This window comes from Erwinia sp. INIA01, from assembly GCF_025947915.1.
GTDB classification, from domain to species: Bacteria; Pseudomonadota; Gammaproteobacteria; order Enterobacterales; family Enterobacteriaceae; genus Erwinia; species Erwinia coffeiphila.
Genome location: NZ_JAPDNC010000003.1, coordinates 544,471 through 561,174, shown reverse-complemented (window position 1 = coordinate 561,174; position 16,704 = coordinate 544,471). Strand labels below are relative to the sequence as shown.

Here is a 16,704-nt window from a genome sequence, read left to right as displayed (position 1 = left end):
CCGTAGGTTTTAGCCAGAACGGTGGTGATAGCAGCAGTCAGGGTAGTTTTACCGTGGTCAACGTGGCCGATAGTACCTACGTTGACGTGCGGTTTGGAACGTTCAAATTTCTCTTTAGCCACGACGATATTCCTTACTTTAATGCTCTCACCCTTTGGTGAGAGCATAGGATCAATATTTTAAAACTGTAGCTTATTTGCTACGAGCTTCGATAACGGCCTGAGCGACGTTGTTCGGCGCATCATCGTACTTCAGGAACTCCATGGAGTAAGAAGCACGGCCTTTAGTCAGAGAACGCAGCTGAGTAGCATATCCGAACATTTCAGACAGCGGAACTTCAGCGTGGATCTGAACGCCAGTAGCGTTAGATTCCTGTCCTTTGAGCATACCACGACGACGGCTAAGGTCACCGATAACGTCACCGGTGTTCTCTTCCGGAGTCTCTACTTCAACCTTCATGATTGGTTCAAGCAGAACTGGAGTTGCTTTCTTAAAGCCGTCTTTAAACGCGATAGAAGCCGCCAGTTTAAACGCCAGCTCAGAGGAGTCAACGTCATGGTATGAACCGAAGTGCAGACGAACGCCCAGATCTACTACTGGATAACCAGCCAGAGGACCTGATTTCAGCTGCTCCTGGATACCTTTATCAACCGCAGGAATGTATTCGCCAGGAATCACGCCGCCTTTGATGTCGTTGACGAACTCGTAACCTTTAGGGTTAGAGCCCGGCTCCAGTGGGTACATGTCGATAACAACATGACCGTACTGACCACGACCACCAGACTGCTTGGCGTGTTTACCTTCGATATCGGTAACTTTAGAGCGAATTGCTTCGCGATAAGCAACCTGAGGTTTACCGACGTTCGCTTCAACGTTGAATTCACGCTTCATGCGGTCAACGATGATGTCGAGGTGCAGCTCACCCATACCAGCGATGATGGTCTGGTTAGACTCTTCATCAGTCCATACGCGGAATGATGGGTCTTCTTTCGCCAGACGGCCCAGAGCCAGACCCATTTTTTCCTGGTCAGCTTTGGTTTTTGGCTCAACGGCGATCGAGATTACCGGCTCAGGGAATTCCATGCGCTCCAGAATGATCACGCTTTCCGGGTCACACAGGGTGTCACCGGTAGTCACGTCTTTCAGACCGATAGCTGCAGCGATATCGCCCGCGCGAACTTCTTTGATCTCTTCACGTTTGTTGGCGTGCATCTGTACGATACGGCCCAGACGCTCACGAGCTGACTTAACCGGGTTGAATACGGTGTCGCCAGAATTCACAACGCCAGAATAAACGCGGAAGAAGGTCAGGTTACCTACAAACGGGTCGGTAGCGATTTTGAACGCCAGAGCAGCAAACGGTTCTGCGTCATCAGAGTGACGAACCGCCGGCGTGTCTTTACCGTCGTCCAGCATACCGTTGATTGCTTCAACGTCATTTGGTGCCGGCAGGTATTCAACAACCGCATCCAGCATCGCCTGAACACCTTTGTTCTTAAATGCAGAACCACAGGTAACCAGAATGATTTCGTTTTTCAGCACGCGCTTACGCAGAGAAGTTTTGATCTCTTCTTCGGTCAGCTCTTCACCGCTGAAGAATTTCTCCATCAGCTCGTCAGAACCTTCCGCAGCCGCTTCAACCAGCTTCGCACGCCATTCGTCGGCCAGATCCTGCATATCAGCTGGGATATCTTCGTAAACGAAGGTAACGCCCTGATCGGCGTCGTTCCAGTTGATTGCTTTCATCTTCACCAGGTCAACAACACCGGTGAATTTCTCTTCTGCGCCGATAGCCAGCTGCAATGGCACTGGGTTTGCACCCAGACGCGATTCCATCTGACCAACAACTTTCAGGAAGTTAGCACCCATGCGGTCCATTTTGTTAACGAACGCGATGCGTGGAACTTTATATTTGTTAGCCTGGCGCCATACGGTTTCAGACTGTGGCTGAACACCACCAACCGCACAGTAAACCATTACTGCACCGTCAAGAACACGCATGGAACGTTCTACTTCGATGGTGAAGTCAACGTGTCCCGGGGTGTCGATGATGTTTACGTGGTGTGGCTCAAACTGCTTAGCCATACCAGACCAGTAACAGGTGGTCGCAGCGGAGGTGATAGTAATACCACGTTCCTGTTCCTGCTCCATCCAGTCCATGGTTGCTGCGCCGTCATGTACTTCACCGATTTTGTGGTTTACACCGGTGTAGAACAGAACACGTTCGGTCGTCGTCGTTTTACCGGCGTCGATGTGCGCACTGATACCGATATTACGGTAGCGCTCAATGGGTGTTTTACGAGCCATTTGATTCCTCTGATTCTCGGACGTTCTAAGTTAAATCCCAGCGGGTTGGTCACTTGAACGCCCACTGGGTGAATAACAACTACAGGGCTGTTACCAGCGGTAGTGAGCGAACGCCTTGTTGGCTTCGGCCATACGGTGAACGTCTTCACGTTTCTTAACTGCAGTACCTTTGTTTTCTGCAGCATCAGAAAGTTCGTTCGCCAGGCGCAGAGCCATAGATTTATCACCGCGTTTACGAGCAGCTTCTACGATCCAACGCATTGCCAGGGCATTACGACGAACCGGACGGACTTCAACTGGTACCTGATAAGTAGAACCACCAACGCGGCGAGATTTAACTTCCACGGTTGGGCGGACGTTGTCCAGGGCTACTTCGAAAGCTTCCAGCTCGTTTTTACCAGAACGCTGAGCCAGGGTCTCCAGCGCGTTATAAACGATAGCTTCAGCAGTAGATTTTTTACCATCTACCATCAGGATATTTACAAATTTGGCCAGCAGCTCTGATCCGAACTTAGGATCTGGCAGAATTTTACGCTGACCAATGACGCGACGACGTGGCATGGAAATACTCCGTTGTTAATTCAGGATTGTCCAAAACTCTACGAGTTTATTTTGACATTAAGGTTAAAACGTTTGGCCTTACTTAACGGAGAACCATTAAGCCTTTGGCTTCTTCACGCCGTACTTGGAGCGAGCCTGCTTACGGTCTTTAACACCTGAGCAGTCCAGCGCGCCACGAACGGTGTGGTAACGCACACCTGGCAGGTCTTTTACACGACCGCCACGGATCAGGATCACTGAGTGTTCCTGCAGGTTATGACCTTCACCACCGATGTAGGAGGTAACTTCAAAACCGTTGGTTAAACGAACACGGCAAACTTTACGCAGTGCGGAGTTCGGTTTTTTAGGGGTAGTAGTGTATACACGAGTACATACACCACGTTTCTGCGGGCAGGCTTCCAGCGCAGGTACGTTGCTCTTTGCAACTTTACGTGCGCGTGGTTTGCGAACCAGCTGGTTAACTGTTGCCATTAAATAGCTCCTGGATTTAGCTTTTGCTTCGTAAACACGTAATAAATCACCTCGCGGAATCACGAGGCCGCGGAATTTTAGGGCTGAGCTTAAAAAGAGTCAAGAAATAACCAGGGGTACTGTCATTACCAGGTTATTTGCTGAGGGTTTTTAACCGCCAGCGCAACGAACTCAGTATAGCTTATCGCCGTCACGCTGGTTGAAATTTGACCAAAAAGCCCGCGAGCGTCAAGATCGTCTTTCAAAGCGAATAGAGATATGGGGGCTTGAAGCAGTACTTCAAGTGCCGGGCTACCGGCCAGTGCGGCAATAACGCCGTCCTGCATCAGCAGAACATCATCACCTTCCGCTAACAGCCGCACCACGGCATTCAGGTCACAGCGAAACGGTGAAGTCATCAAAGTATGCAGCATAGCGTCCTCAGAAAGTGAGCACCCGGTCGTATTCCGCCAGTCTGGCACGCAGCGCTTCCGGAGCCAGCACTTCAGCGGGCAGCACACGAACCGCGTCAACGGCCAGCCCACGTTCCGCCAGCGCCGCTGCGCAAATATAGCAATGCTCTACATCGTATAGCGGTAGAACGCCGAAGGTCGCAATGTAGTTACGCGCCAGTATTTGCTGTGGCTGCTGCTCCGCGGTGAGCTGTAACACGCCGTCGCTGATAAAGAACAGCGCAATCTCATCACTCAAGGCAGAAGTGGCCAGTACGGCATCTAATCCTTCACGGCCTGCACTCGTGCCATGCGGAGCCTGGCTGAAAACAAACGCAATGCGATTCATTAAAACTGCACCATTCTGTCGCAGCTCAGTGCCGCTTCCGCCAGCGCCCCAAGGCCCGAAAGCTGAAATCCGTCTGCCAGGTTTGCCGCCGGCAGCCCCAGATTTTCTGCTTCCTGCCGATCGGTAATCCCCCGCCGCAGCGCTGCAGCCACGCAGATGTTTAAAGCAAAACCGTATTTCTGCTGTAGCTGCTGCCAGCTGCGAGTTAAATCAAACTCATCGCTGGCGGGGGCATTAAGCTGGCTGGCATTCAGCACACCTTCACGATAGAAGAACACGCTCTCAAGCTGATGCCCCTGTTCCAGCAGCGCGTTAGCGAACAACCAGGCGCTGCTGGCCTGCTGTGTGCCGTAGGCCGGGCCGGTGACCATCAGCGCGAAACGCATTACTTATCCTGCCCGTGGAAGTCACCGTTTTTAAACTGGCGGATGTAGAGATAAACGGTGTGCTTGGAGATGTTTAAGCGGTCAGCCACCTGATTAATCGCATCTTTGATATCAAAAATCCCCTTCTCATAGAGATTCAGGACAATCTGACGATTTTTGGCATTGTTTGATACGTTACGGTCGGCGCTCACCTCTTCAATGGTGAACTCCAGCGTTTGCATCACCAGATCTTCCACCGAAGACGCAAAGTTCACCGACGAGGCGACATCAGGCGTTTCCGGCGGCATAAAGGTCGCCATAATCTGCGAGAACGGGACATCCAGGTTCATGTTAATGCACAGCAGGCCGATTACACGCTGATTGCCGTTGCGAATCGCGATGGTGACGGATTTCATCAGCACGCCGCTTTTAGCGCGGGTGAAATAGGCTTTGGAAACATTGCTGTCTGCATCGGTCATATCATGCAGCATACGCAGCGCGAGATCGGTAATCGGTGACCCGATTTTACGCCCGGTATGTTCACCATTAGCGATTCTCACCGCCGAGCATTTTAAATCTTCCAGTGAATGCAGCACGATCTCACAGTGCGAGCCGATCAGCATGGCCAGGCCATCCACCACGGCTTCGTAAGACCTTAAAATATCAAAATCCGCAGGCACGAAGGGATGCTGCTCAAGCAGATCCGCATCCGTAATATCGGCGGGAAAAAATGAACCAGACATAGACGACACCACCCTTTGACAAGAGCCTGTCACACAGCGCAAGGGCAGACTCATTCTTATTAAATGCGCGTTGGCTAGTCTAGCAAATATCAGAAAGGTGTGTCCCGACTTTGTCGTGAAATGATGATCTAAGCAAAAAACCAGAAGAAACAGCGAGGTAAGAGCGGGAAATAAAACCGCCACCCGAAGGTGGCGGCAGGCAGGAATTACTGCTGTTTAGCGGCGCCTTCAGCAGGCGCGGCTGCCGGGGCTTCTGCTTTAGCCGCTGGTTTGATATCCAGCAGTTCAACGTCAAACACCAGCGTGGAGTTAGCCGGGATACCCGGAACGCCGTTTTTACCGTAGGCCAGGTTCGGTGGGATAACCAGTTTGATTTTACCGCCTTTCTTAACCTGCTTCAGACCTTCGGTCCAGCCAGGGATCACGCCGTCCAGACGGAATGACAGCGGCTCGCCGCGGGTGTAAGAGTTATCAAACTCGGAACCATCAATCAGGGTTCCTTTGTAGTTCACAACAACGGTATCGCTGTCTTTCGGCGCATCACCTGTACCGGCTTTCTCAACTTTATACAGCAGACCGGTTTCAGTTTTCTTCACGCCTTTCTCTTTAGCGAATTTAGCAGCGAAAGCTTCACCCTTGGTGGCATTCTCTTTCGCGTCTTTTTCCATCTTCGCCTGAGCTGCGCCTTTCACACGGCCTTCGAAGGACTGCAGCGTTTGTTCGATTTCCTGATCGGAGAGTTTGCTTTTACCGGCAAACGCATCCTGAACGCCCGCAATCAGCTGGGTTTTGTCCAGAGCGATGCCCAGTTTTTCCTGTTCCTTCAGGGAGTTTTCCATGTAGCGACCCAGTGAAGCACCCAGTGCGTAAGCAGACTGCTGATCGTCGTTTTTGAACGCAGCATTCTTAGGTGCCTGCTCTGCCGCTTTCTGAGCCGGGGCCGCATCAGCAGCCATTGTCAGCGGAGCATTCAGCGCGAGGGCCATAGTGGTAGCTAACAATGTGACTTTAAATAATGATTTCATCCATTTCTCCAAAACCGAAGCGTCTCACCTCGGGAATCGTTTGCAGACCTTCGGTCCGTACTATAACCGGGCGCGGGAAAACAAAATACTCCCGCCTGAAATATAGAAGTTAACTTCCGACAATCCGGCTGCCGAAAAGTTTCACTGCCTGTGATGGCAACAGCCGCCTGACTTTTCAACCCTCAATCGCCAATTTACGCCATTTTACCTGTGTTAGCCTCTCTTTTGCCGTTAGAATCGGACAATTCACCCGCTCGAACGAACGGTAAGTAGTAACAAGAGGGAATAAAATGCAACAAACATTGCTGGAACAGCGAATTGAAGTGCTGGAGAGTAAACTGGCGTTTCAGGAACACACTATTGAGGAGCTGAACCAGACCGTGGTACAGCACGAGCTGGATATGGCGCGGCTGCGTGAACAGATGCGCTTGCTGACCGATAAACTCAAGGCCGCCGCCCCTTCGCAGATCGCATCACAGTCGGAAGAAACACCTCCGCCACACTACTGAGTGTCACGCAGTACCCGCTTCCCCGTTACACTGAAACACCGAAAGAAACGCAAAAAAAAGCCGCTACCTGAGAAAGATAGCGGCTGCTCGCTTTTTAACGATCGGCGATTAGTGGCTGCAGCCACAGCCACCGTTGCCACAACCACCGTGACCGTGGTCATGGTCGTGATCGTGGTGATGGTCGTGCTCACCGTGAACGTGGCCGTGAGCCAGCTCTTCTTCGGTTGCAGCACGGATGGCGATCACTTCAACGTTGAAGCTCAGGTTCTGACCGGCCAACATGTGGTTACCGTCAACCACAACGTGCTCGTCTTCCACTTCGGTGATTTCAACCGGAACCGGACCCTGGTCAGTTTCGGCCATAAAGCGCATACCAACCTGCAGTTCGTCCACGCCCATAAAGACGTCTTTAGGAACGCGCTGAACCAGATTATCGTCATACTCGCCGTAGGCATCGTTAGAAGCGATTTTCACATCAAACTTATCGCCTACTTCACGATTTTCCAGCGCCTTCTCCAGGCCGGAAATCAGGGAGCCATGACCGTGCAGGTAGTCCAGCGGTGCACTCACCGGTGACTCATCAACCAACACACCATCTTCTGTACGTACCTGGTATGCCAGGCTGACCACAAGGTCTTTTGCTACTTTCATGATTTCTCCTAACCGTTGAGAGCGTTGAGCCCTTAGCTTCGCTGGCTATCATTACCAACGTTATGGACTCTAAGTGGCGCCAATTGTATCGAATTTCAATGCGGCTGTACGCTACAGCTTAAAAAAAGCTGGGCGGTAGCGCTAGTCGGGATGAAAAATACCGATCACCTGTTCCTTCTCGCGTACCTGTTCGCGGGCCTGTTTATCGGCTTCGCGCATCTGATGACCACACTTAACGCACTCAACCACATCAACATTATTCTCCCGCCACAGAGCAAGAGTGTCTTTAGCCTGACAGCTGGGGCAGGTTGCACCAGCGATAAAACGTTTACGCATAATGATCCCAGAAAAATGATGATTTAGTTCTGTCGTACGGACGCTCGCCGAGAAATCGCCCGCTACTCGTTGCCGTCCCAGCCATCGAGCTGCCGTTTTTCCTGGCGCATCTCGGTCTGGAAGATATCTTCCAGCTCGCGCCGTGCCTCTTTCACCCTGGAGATATGCTGACTGTCGGTATGATTCGGCATCAGCTCACGCAGCATGCGCATATCCAGACGACGGAAGTGCTGCTGAGCGCGAAACGCCTGGTGCGGATGCATGCCCAGCGTCATCAGCGTCTTGCGGCCCAGCTCCAGCGCACTGCTGAAGGTTTCACGCGAGAACTGCATCACACCGGCCTGCAGCAGCTCGTGGGCCTCTACACGGCCACGGGCGCGAGCAAGAATTTGCAGATGCGGGAAATGCTGCTGGCACAGATGAACAATCTCCATCGAGTCTTCCGGACTGTTGCAGGTTATCACGATCGACTGCGCCGTTTCTGCGCCCGCCGCCCGCAATAATTCAAGTTCAGTAGCATCGCCGTAATAAACTTTGTAGCCGTATTTGCGCATCAGGCTAACGGCACTGATATCACGCTCCAGCACGGTAATGCGCTTTTCGTTCGCCATCAGCAGGCGGCCAATGACCTGGCCAAAACGTCCGAAGCCCACCACGATAACCTGCGGCTTATCATCTTCAACGAACGGTTTTTCCTGCGTGTCGTCCGCTTCGTTAAAGCGCCGGGCGAGAATACGATCCACTCCCTGCATCAGCAGCGGCGTGGTCATCATCGACAGCGTTACAGTCACCAACAACAGCGGCATCTGATCGCCACTGAACAACTTTGCCGAAGCCGCAGCGGAGAACAGTACGAAGGCAAACTCTCCCCCCTGGCTCAGCACGCCGGCAAACTGCAACCGCTCGGAGCTGCGCAGACCATAAACGCGGGCCAGCAGATAGAGAACCAGCGTCTTCACCGCCACCAGGGCGACGACGCCAACGAGGATCTCAACAATATGGGTATAGAGCACGCCGAGGTTGAGCGCCATGCCCACCGAAATAAAGAACAGCCCCAGCAGCAGCCCCTTAAACGGATCGATCGACACTTCCAGCTCGTGGCGATATTCGCTTTCTGCCAGCAGAATACCGGCGATAAAGGTGCCCAGCGCCATCGACAGCCCAAGCGCATCCATAAACAGTGCAGAGCCCAGCACCAGCAGCAGCGACGCGGCGGTAAATACCTCGCGCACGCCGGAGGCGGCAATAAAACGCAGGATCGGGCGGAGCAAATAGCGCCCGCCAATCAGCATACCGGCAAACGCCAGCACCTTGATGCCCACTTTCATCCAGTCGGTATGGCCGCTATCGTTACCGGCCAACAGAGGGACCAGCGCCAGCGCCGGGATCACCGCCAGGTCCTGAAACAGCAGAACCGAGAAGCCGAGCTGCCCGGATTCATTGCGATTCATGCCCTTATCGCGCATCAACTGTAATGCCATCGCCGTAGACGACATCGCCAGCCCGATCCCGCCGATAGTGGCCGCCTGCCAGGAGAAATCGGTCAGATACAGCAGGCCACCCAGCACTGCAGCACTGAGGATCACCTGCGCCGCACCGACGCCAAAAATCGAACGGCGCAGCTGCCACAGTTTCGAGGGGTTCAGTTCCAGGCCGATGATAAACATCAGGAATACCACGCCCAGCTCAGAGAAGTGCAGGATCTCCTCCACGTCGCTGATAAAGCCTAAGCCCCACGGGCCAATGGCGATACCCGCCAGTAAATACCCCAGCACCGCGCCAATACCCAGACGCGCCGCAATCGGCACCGCAATCACCGCGGCAAACAGGTACACCACGCCTGCGGTCAGGAGAGTTTCACCTTCCATTAAACACCTCCATAGGGCAGTGGATTTTCCAGCCAGTCATCGTAGGCGTTGGCATAGTTTTTCATGGTTTCAGCAGACTGGCGGCGCGCCCAGTAGACAATCATCGGCGTCAGCCAGTGCATCCGGCACATCTGCGCCGTCAGCTCAAACGGGCGCATAATCTCAGACATCGGGTAGCGATTCAGCCCTTCCTGATGATAGGCCGCCTCCGGCTCGCCGGTGGTGATCACACTGCGCCAGTATTTACCTTCCAGCACGTTACCGCCCGGTCCGCTGGCAAAGCCACGGGACAACACGCGATCCATCCACTCCTTCAGCAGCGCCGGGCAGCTGTAGGTATAGAGAGGATGCTGAAAAACAATGATTTGATGGTCGCGCAGCAGCTGCTGCTCATAGTGAATATCAATAAAGAAATCGGGATAGTGCGCGTATAAGTCATGGACCGTCACGTGTTCCAGATTACGAGCCGGTTGCAGCAAAACACGATTAGCGATCGAATCTTGAGACTCCGGATGGGCATACAACAGCAGAACTTTAGGCGGCTGCGACATCATTCCCCTCCAAATCGTCGTCACGGCCGGGGATTTCCGCTACCATGCACGACGCAACGGAATACGTGATTCCGACAAACTGATTATGATGACTTAATTTAACATACTCTGAACTTACGGCGCTTATGATTGTATTCTCCTCGTTACAAATTCGTCGCGGTGTCCGCGTACTGCTGGATAACGCTACGGCGACTATCAATCCCGGTCAGAAAGTGGGCCTGGTCGGTAAAAACGGCTGCGGTAAATCCACGCTGCTGGCTCTGCTTAAAAACGAGATAAGCGCCGATGCCGGCAGCTTTAGCTACCCCGGTAGCTGGTCACTGGCGTGGGTCAACCAGGAAACGCCCGCGCTGGACGTTGCCGCTATTGAGTATGTTATCGACGGCGACCGTGAATTTCGTCAGCTTGAGTCTGAATTAGCGCACGCCAACGACATTAACGACGGCCATGCCATCGCCACGCTGCACGGCAAGCTGGATGCGATTCAGGCATGGACAATACAATCCCGCGCGGCAAGCCTTCTTAGCGGTTTGGGCTTTAGCCAGGAACAGCTACAGCGGCCGGTCAGTGATTTTTCCGGCGGCTGGCGTATGCGTTTAAACCTCGCGCAGGCCCTGCTCTGCCGTTCCGATCTGCTGCTGCTTGATGAACCGACTAACCACCTCGATCTTGATGCAGTGATCTGGCTGGAACGCTGGCTGAAAAGCTACAGCGGCACGCTGATCCTGATCTCCCACGATCGTGACTTCCTTGATCCGGTGGTGGATAAGATCCTGCATATCGAACAGCAAACAATCTTCGAATACACCGGTAACTACAGCTCGTTCGAAATTCAGCGCGCCACCAAGCTGGCGCAGCAGCAGTCGATGTTTGAGCACCAGCAGCAAAAAGTGGCCCATCTGCAAAGCTTTATTGACCGCTTCAAAGCGAAAGCGACCAAGGCCAAGCAGGCGCAAAGCCGTATCAAAATGCTGGAACGCATGGAGCTGATCGCCCCGGCGCACGTCGACAACCCGTTTACCTTCCGCTTCCGCGAGCCGGAAAGCCTGCCTAACCCGCTGTTGAAAATGGAAAAAGTCAGCGCGGGCTACGGCGACAGAAAAATCCTCAACTCCATCAAGCTGAACCTGGTACCCGGATCGCGTATCGGCCTGCTGGGCCGTAACGGTGCCGGTAAATCCACGCTGATCAAGCTGCTGGCGGGTGAACTGGCCCCGCTACAGGGTGATATCGGTCTGGCGAAAGGCATCAAGCTCGGCTATTTCGCCCAGCATCAGCTTGAATTCTTACGCGCGGATGAATCCCCGCTACAGCATCTGGCACGGCTGGCACCAAAGGTGCTGGAACAGCAGCTACGCGATTATCTGGGCGGCTTCGGCTTTCAGGGGGATAAAGTCACCGAGGAGACGAAACGCTTCTCCGGCGGCGAGAAAGCCCGTCTGGTGCTGGCGCTGATCGTCTGGCAGCGCCCGAACCTGCTGCTGCTTGATGAACCCACTAACCACCTCGATCTGGATATGCGCCAGGCCTTAACCGAAGCGTTGATCGACTTTGAGGGCGCGCTGGTGGTGGTTTCGCACGATCGTCACCTGCTGCGATCCACGACCGACGATCTTTACCTGGTGCACGACGGTAAAGTCGAAGCCTTTGATGGCGACCTGGAAGATTATCAGCAGTGGCTCAGCGACCTGCAAAAACAGGTCGCGGCAGAATCCGCCCCGAAAGTAGAAAGCGCCAACAGCGCACAGTCGCGTAAAGATCAAAAACGCCGCGAGGCCGAACTGCGCACGCAGACCCAGCCTTTGCGCAAGCAGATTGAAAAGCTGGAAAAGCTGATGGAGAAACACAACCTTCAGCTGGCGGATGCCGAAGCGAAGCTGTCAGACACGGCGATCTACGAGCAAAACCGCAAGGCCGATCTCACCGCCGCACTGCAACAGCAGGCAACGGCAAAATCCGCGCTGGAAGAGAGTGAAATGGAATGGCTGGACGCACAGGAACAGCTTGAAGCGATGCTAAACGCGGAATAATACTCCATCAGGCAGAGGACGGTTTCAGCCGTCCCCTGCTCAGGCTGAACTGACACCTCGGATTCAGCCCGTATTGCCCTTCCAACTTCGTTTAGACGTTCTTTCTACGGCGACATTATTCAGCGCGATAAAACGGCTTATCCCCGAGGATCGTCGCGCGGTGCATAATGCGCCGCTGTGGAAGATAATCCGCATTCGCGTAGTGCTGAGTCACCCGGTTATCCCAGATGGCCACATCCCCGACCTGCCAGCGCCAGCGCACCTGAAACTCCGGCTTGGTGATATGAGCAAACAGGAAACGCAGCAGCGCGTCGCTCTCTTTCTCCTTGATGCCGACAATACGCGTGGTGAAGCCTTCATTAACAAATAGCGCCTGCTTACCGCTGACCGGATGAGTCCGCACTACCGGATGCAGCAGCGGTGGATTCTTCGCGACCGCCTGCTGCCAGCGCTGATGTTCCTCTTCGCTACCGCGATATTTGTACTCCTGGAACGATTTCTTAAAGTCATGTTCCGCCAGCAGCCCGCTCAGCAACTGCTGTAGCGGCTCGGATAGCGCATCCCAGGCAGCGATCCCGCTGGCCCACAGCGTATCTCCGCCGGTTTCCGGCAGGTGCTTCGCGGCAAGAATGGCCCCGGCGGGCGGCGTCTCAATAAAGGTGACGTCGGTATGCCAGTTATCGTTATCCGGCGGATTATCGTCATGGGTATCCAGTACGATAATTTCCTCCACGCCGGGGGCATGAGGATAGACCGGGTGAATATGCAGGTCGCCGAAACGAGCCGCCAGCGCACGCTGCTGCTGCGGCGTGATCGGCTGATCGCGCAGGAACAGCACCTGATGGCGGATCAGCGCATGGTAAAGCTGTTCAAACTGACCGTCGCTGAGCGGCAGGCGTAAATCCAGATTGCTAACCTGCGCACCAATGTAGGGCCCAAGCGGTTGAATAGTAATTCGTTCGTTCATGACTGTGCTCCGTGCCACGGGGTTAAACGACGCTGTAAGGCACGCAGCCCCAGCTCAAGTGCAAATGCAATCAGGGCAATCACCGCAATGCCTGCCAGCACGACGTCGGTGGCGAGGAACTCCCCCGCGGATTGCACCATAAAACCAAGGCCGCGCGTGGCCGCAATCAGCTCCGCTGCCACCAGGGTGGACCAGCCCACGCCCAGGCCAATGCGTAAACCGGTGAGAATTTCCGGTAGCGCACCGGGCAGGACGACATACCACAGCACCTGCCAACGGCTGGCCCCCAGCGAACGTGCGGCGCGCAGCCGCACCTGCTGAGCGCTCTTCACACCGGCCAGCGCAGACATCGCCACCGGGGCGAAAATCGCCAGATAAATCAGTAAAATTTTCGAGGTTTCGCCAATGCCAAACCAGATCACCATCAGCGGCAGATAGGCCAGCGGCGGCACCGGGCGATAAAGCTCAATCAGCGGGTCGAGAATGCCGCGCACCGTCTCATTCAGCCCCATAAAGATGCCCACCGGCACGCCAATCACCACCGCCGCCAGCAGCGCAATCAGGATACGCGTCAGGCTGGCTCCCAGGTGCTGCCACAGAGTGGCATCCATAAATCCGGTCGGACCGGCGATGGTCAGCAGCTTTTGCAGTACCTGCTGCGGCGGCGGCAGGAACAACGGCGTTACCAGCTGTAGCGCGGTTACCAGCCACCAGATAGCGATTAACACTACCAGCGTGGCGCTACTCAACGTCAGCTGGCGCGACAGCGGCCAGCGAAAACGCCAGCGGCGCGGCGTGCTTTTTTCATTAATCAGTGAGCTCATACCAACACCTCGCGCTGATGGAATACCCGGCTAAGAACATACTCGCGGCGTTCAATAAACGCCGGGTCGGATTTAATTGACCGGCACGGTTCGCCGTTGGCGTAGCGGCGGCCGAAATCCAGCGCAAGGCGTTCAACAATGCGGCCAGGGCCAGGCGATAACAGCACCAGCTCGCTGGCGAGGAATACCGCCTCTTCAATATCGTGGGTAATCAACAGGATTTGCTTGCCGCTGTCCCGCCAGAGCGTCAGCAGCAGCTCCTGCATCTGTTCGCGGGTGAAAGCATCCAGCGCGCCGAAAGGCTCATCCAGCAGCAGCAGCCGCGGATCGGCCGCCAGTGCGCGGGCAATGCCGACCCGCTGACGCATCCCGCCGGAAAGCTGCCAGATAAAGCGTCGCTCCGCGCCCGCCAGGCCCACTTTTTTCAGCATCTGGCGGGCAATTTCCCGCCGTGCATTTTTTTCGACCCCGGCCAGCTGCAGGCCGAAGGCAACGTTATCCAGCACGTTACGCCAGGGCAGCAGCCCTTCGTTTTGAAAGACCACGCCGCGATCGGCACCCGGCCCGTTGACCGGCTTGCCGTCCAGCGTAATGCTGCCGCTCTCCGCCGGGATAAAACCGGCAATCAGGTTCAGCAGCGTCGTTTTGCCGCAGCCGGACGGCCCCAGCACCACCAGCAGTTCACCGCTGTCGATCGACAGATTAATATCCTGGAGCGCCAGCTGGTTTTGATAGCGGGCGCTAAGATGAGAGACGGACAGCATCGGCTTTACCTCGCTTATTGCGTCAGCGGTTTAACAAAACGATCGGTGACGAAACTGCTGTAGTCGCTGGCCACCTGCGGCACCTTGCCCTGCTCTTTCAGGAAGTTAGCGGTATCGACAATCGCCTTATTCACCGGGCCGTTCAGCTCCTGCACCTGCTGCTGAGCGGTAAGATAGGTATTCCCTTTGACCAGCACCGGCACATCTTCGGTCGGTACGCCGCTCAGGCGCGACAGCTTGCTCAGGTTGTCATCCTGCTTCAGCCAGGCTTCCGGGTTATCGATATAGGCTTTTTGCGGTGCCAGCGCGCTGCGGGCAAAGGCGGTCACCACCTCAGGATGCTTCTCGGCGAAGTCTTTACGCACTACCCAAACGTCGAGGGTCGGAGAACCCCATTTCCCCACCTGCGAGGAATCGGTCAGCACGGTGCCGTCTTTTTCCAGCTGGTTAACCGCCGGTGACCAGACGTAGGCACCGTCGATATCTCCGCGCTGCCAGGCGGCAATAATCGCCGGTGGTTGCAGGTTAATAATCTGTACCTGGCCCGGCTTAATACCCCAGTGCTTTAGCGAGGCCAGCAGGCTGTAGTGCGTGGTGGAGATAAACGGCACGGCGATACGTTTACCAATCAGGTCCTTAGGATCTTTAATGTTCTTTTTCACCACCAGCGCTTCGGAGTTACCGAGCTGTGATGCCAGCAGGAAGACTTCAATCGGCACGCCCTGGCTGGCCGCAACGGCGAGCGGGCTGGAACCGAGGTTACCAATCTGCACATCACCAGAAGCCAGTGCCCTGACCACGCTGGCACCGCTGTCGAATTTGCGCCAGTCAACTTTTGCCCCGCTCTCTTTAGCAAAGGTGTCGTCGGCCTGCGCGACTTTCGCCGGTTCTGCTGATGTCTGATAGGCGACGGTCACGTCCACCGCCTGTGCGTTAAGTGCTGCCAGCCCCAGTGCCGCTGCCAGAATTGAAACTGTAAATTTACCCGCCATAGCCCGCTCCAGTATTGTTGTTATCGGTGAACACCTCCTTTGTAACCGGGCGCGACTATCGCAATAAAGTAATTAAAAATTCTTTTTTATATCTAAGTGTACTTAGTAATTTTTACGCAAAAGTCTGCCGGAAAGTGCACATAGTGCCGCCTTGACCCATTACTGATTACGCAGGAGGCGGCATATGTCATGGCAGATGAGACATTTTCTTTCGTACTGGCTTTGCTGGAAGGCTAGCTGAGGGTCTGCCAGTGGCAGCCATGATTCTGACTGACGCGGTGGAGTACAAGGCTTGAGAAGTTAACGCCCTGGGCGTGCTGCACACGCCCAGGAATATCAGTGCCAGATGAGCAACACGCAGGCGGCGGTCAGCAGCCCCATGAACACGTTGAAAATCGTCCATGCACGGCGGCTGCGCAGAATGCGGCCAATCAGCGTGCCGAATCCCAGCCAGATCACCGCCGACGCGAAGTTCACGATTGCCAGCGCAATACTGATGGCGACGACGGAGCCGAGGTAACCCTTTCCGGCCAGACTGAAGCTGGCCACCGCACCCAGCACCATCAGCCAGGCTTTGGGGTTAATCAGTTGCAGCAGACCACCCTGCCAGAACGGCATCGGGGACGCCGGGCCGTCACCGGTCTCCAGCTTCTCATATTTCGCCGTGCCGATTTTCCATGCCAGCCACAGCAGATAAAGGCTACCGGCAATCTTCATAAACAGATGCAGGGAGGGATAGAGCAAAATTAACCCGCCGATACCAAACGCCACCATCAGCAGCATGATCTGCATACCGAGCATAATGCCAACCAGCAGGGCCAGCGATCGCCAGAAACCAAAGTTGGCACCGGAGGCGGTGAGTAACATATTATTAGGGCCAGGTGTGATGGCGGCGACCCAGAGAAAACCTAACATAGACAGAAACAGACTCAGTTCCATAGAACGGGTGCTCCCCACCCC

20 protein-coding genes are annotated in these 16,704 nt (G+C 54.8%); 2 read left to right on the top strand and 18 right to left on the bottom strand.

Annotation, left to right across the window (positions count from 1 at the left end):
• The 9 genes from OMR58_RS08040 to fkpA form a co-directional block, all read right to left on the bottom strand.
• Positions 1 to 122: GTP-binding protein (locus tag OMR58_RS08040; RefSeq protein ID WP_264545656.1), on the bottom strand; the 122-nt coding region annotated here is incomplete at its 3' end.
• Positions 123 to 192: 70 nt separating this feature from the next.
• Entirely contained in the window at positions 193 to 2,307 is a 2,115-nt protein-coding gene (gene fusA, locus OMR58_RS08035; RefSeq protein ID WP_105594004.1) for an elongation factor G, read from the bottom strand.
• 90 nt (positions 2,308 to 2,397) lie between these two features.
• Complete coding sequence (gene rpsG, locus OMR58_RS08030) at positions 2,398 to 2,868, bottom strand: 30S ribosomal protein S7 (RefSeq protein WP_105594005.1); 471 nt, start codon at positions 2,866 to 2,868, stop codon at positions 2,398 to 2,400.
• Positions 2,869 to 2,964: 96 nt separating this feature from the next.
• Positions 2,965 to 3,339, bottom strand: coding sequence for a 30S ribosomal protein S12 (rpsL, locus tag OMR58_RS08025; RefSeq protein WP_075182598.1), 375 nt, complete (start codon positions 3,337 to 3,339; stop codon positions 2,965 to 2,967).
• A 125-nt stretch (positions 3,340 to 3,464) separates the two neighbouring features.
• Positions 3,465 to 3,752 (bottom strand): sulfurtransferase complex subunit TusB, encoded by a 288-nt coding sequence (gene tusB / locus OMR58_RS08020; RefSeq protein WP_200560875.1) that lies wholly within the window; start codon positions 3,750 to 3,752, stop codon positions 3,465 to 3,467.
• A 7-nt stretch (positions 3,753 to 3,759) separates the two neighbouring features.
• Positions 3,760 to 4,119, bottom strand: a complete 360-nt coding sequence (tusC, locus tag OMR58_RS08015) for a sulfurtransferase complex subunit TusC (protein WP_200560876.1) — start codon at positions 4,117 to 4,119, stop codon at positions 3,760 to 3,762.
• Positions 4,119 to 4,505: a sulfurtransferase complex subunit TusD gene (gene tusD / locus OMR58_RS08010; RefSeq protein ID WP_105594008.1), complete on the bottom strand. Its 387-nt coding sequence runs from the start codon at positions 4,503 to 4,505 to the stop codon at positions 4,119 to 4,121. The genes tusC and tusD overlap by 1 nt, the downstream gene beginning before the upstream one ends.
• Positions 4,505 to 5,227, bottom strand: a complete 723-nt coding sequence (locus tag OMR58_RS08005; RefSeq protein WP_105594009.1) for a helix-turn-helix transcriptional regulator — start codon at positions 5,225 to 5,227, stop codon at positions 4,505 to 4,507. Before OMR58_RS08005 ends, tusD begins: the two co-directional genes overlap by 1 nt.
• 206 nt (positions 5,228 to 5,433) lie before the next feature.
• Positions 5,434 to 6,252, bottom strand: a complete 819-nt coding sequence (fkpA, locus tag OMR58_RS08000; RefSeq protein ID WP_200560877.1) for an FKBP-type peptidyl-prolyl cis-trans isomerase — start codon at positions 6,250 to 6,252, stop codon at positions 5,434 to 5,436.
• A 290-nt stretch (positions 6,253 to 6,542) separates the two neighbouring features.
• Here fkpA and OMR58_RS07995 point away from each other — a divergent pair, with 290 nt between their 5' ends.
• Positions 6,543 to 6,761, top strand: a complete 219-nt coding sequence (locus tag OMR58_RS07995) for a protein SlyX (protein WP_105594011.1) — start codon at positions 6,543 to 6,545, stop codon at positions 6,759 to 6,761.
• A 108-nt stretch (positions 6,762 to 6,869) separates the two neighbouring features.
• Here the strand turns inward: OMR58_RS07995 and slyD are convergent, their stop codons facing one another.
• The 4 genes from slyD to kefG all read right to left on the bottom strand — a co-directional run bounded on the left by slyD (position 6,870) and on the right by kefG (position 10,167).
• Positions 6,870 to 7,412, bottom strand: a complete 543-nt coding sequence (gene slyD, locus OMR58_RS07990) for a peptidylprolyl isomerase (protein ID WP_105594012.1) — start codon at positions 7,410 to 7,412, stop codon at positions 6,870 to 6,872.
• A gap of 141 nt (positions 7,413 to 7,553) precedes the next feature.
• Positions 7,554 to 7,754: a YheV family putative zinc ribbon protein gene (locus OMR58_RS07985; protein WP_105594013.1), complete on the bottom strand. Its 201-nt coding sequence runs from the start codon at positions 7,752 to 7,754 to the stop codon at positions 7,554 to 7,556.
• Positions 7,755 to 7,810: 56 nt separating this feature from the next.
• Positions 7,811 to 9,616, bottom strand: coding sequence for a glutathione-regulated potassium-efflux system protein KefB (kefB, locus tag OMR58_RS07980; RefSeq protein WP_105594014.1), 1,806 nt, complete (start codon positions 9,614 to 9,616; stop codon positions 7,811 to 7,813).
• Positions 9,616 to 10,167 carry a glutathione-regulated potassium-efflux system ancillary protein KefG gene (gene kefG, locus OMR58_RS07975; protein ID WP_264545655.1) on the bottom strand — a complete coding sequence of 184 codons (552 nt, stop codon included), beginning with the start codon at positions 10,165 to 10,167 and terminating at the stop codon, positions 9,616 to 9,618. The genes kefB and kefG overlap by 1 nt, the downstream gene beginning before the upstream one ends.
• 125 nt (positions 10,168 to 10,292) lie before the next feature.
• Between kefG and OMR58_RS07970 the strand changes: the two genes are divergently transcribed.
• A complete protein-coding gene (locus OMR58_RS07970; RefSeq protein ID WP_264545643.1) occupies positions 10,293 to 12,197 on the top strand; it encodes an ABC transporter ATP-binding protein in 1,905 nt (634 codons plus the stop codon).
• 115 nt (positions 12,198 to 12,312) lie between these two features.
• Here the strand turns inward: OMR58_RS07970 and tauD are convergent, their stop codons facing one another.
• The 5 genes from tauD to OMR58_RS07945 form a co-directional block, all read right to left on the bottom strand.
• Positions 12,313 to 13,164 carry a taurine dioxygenase gene (tauD, locus tag OMR58_RS07965; protein ID WP_105594017.1) on the bottom strand — a complete coding sequence of 284 codons (852 nt, stop codon included), beginning with the start codon at positions 13,162 to 13,164 and terminating at the stop codon, positions 12,313 to 12,315.
• Positions 13,161 to 13,988, bottom strand: coding sequence for a taurine ABC transporter permease TauC (gene tauC / locus OMR58_RS07960; RefSeq protein ID WP_200546719.1), 828 nt, complete (start codon positions 13,986 to 13,988; stop codon positions 13,161 to 13,163). Before tauC ends, tauD begins: the two co-directional genes overlap by 4 nt.
• Positions 13,985 to 14,752, bottom strand: a complete 768-nt coding sequence (gene tauB / locus OMR58_RS07955) for a taurine ABC transporter ATP-binding subunit (protein WP_264545642.1) — start codon at positions 14,750 to 14,752, stop codon at positions 13,985 to 13,987. The genes tauC and tauB overlap by 4 nt, the downstream gene beginning before the upstream one ends.
• A gap of 14 nt (positions 14,753 to 14,766) precedes the next feature.
• A complete protein-coding gene (tauA, locus tag OMR58_RS07950) occupies positions 14,767 to 15,744 on the bottom strand; it encodes a taurine ABC transporter substrate-binding protein (RefSeq protein ID WP_105594020.1) in 978 nt (325 codons plus the stop codon).
• 336 nt (positions 15,745 to 16,080) lie between these two features.
• A complete protein-coding gene (locus tag OMR58_RS07945) occupies positions 16,081 to 16,683 on the bottom strand; it encodes a LysE family translocator (protein WP_200546721.1) in 603 nt (200 codons plus the stop codon).
• Between the last annotated feature and the right edge of the window lie 21 nt (positions 16,684 to 16,704).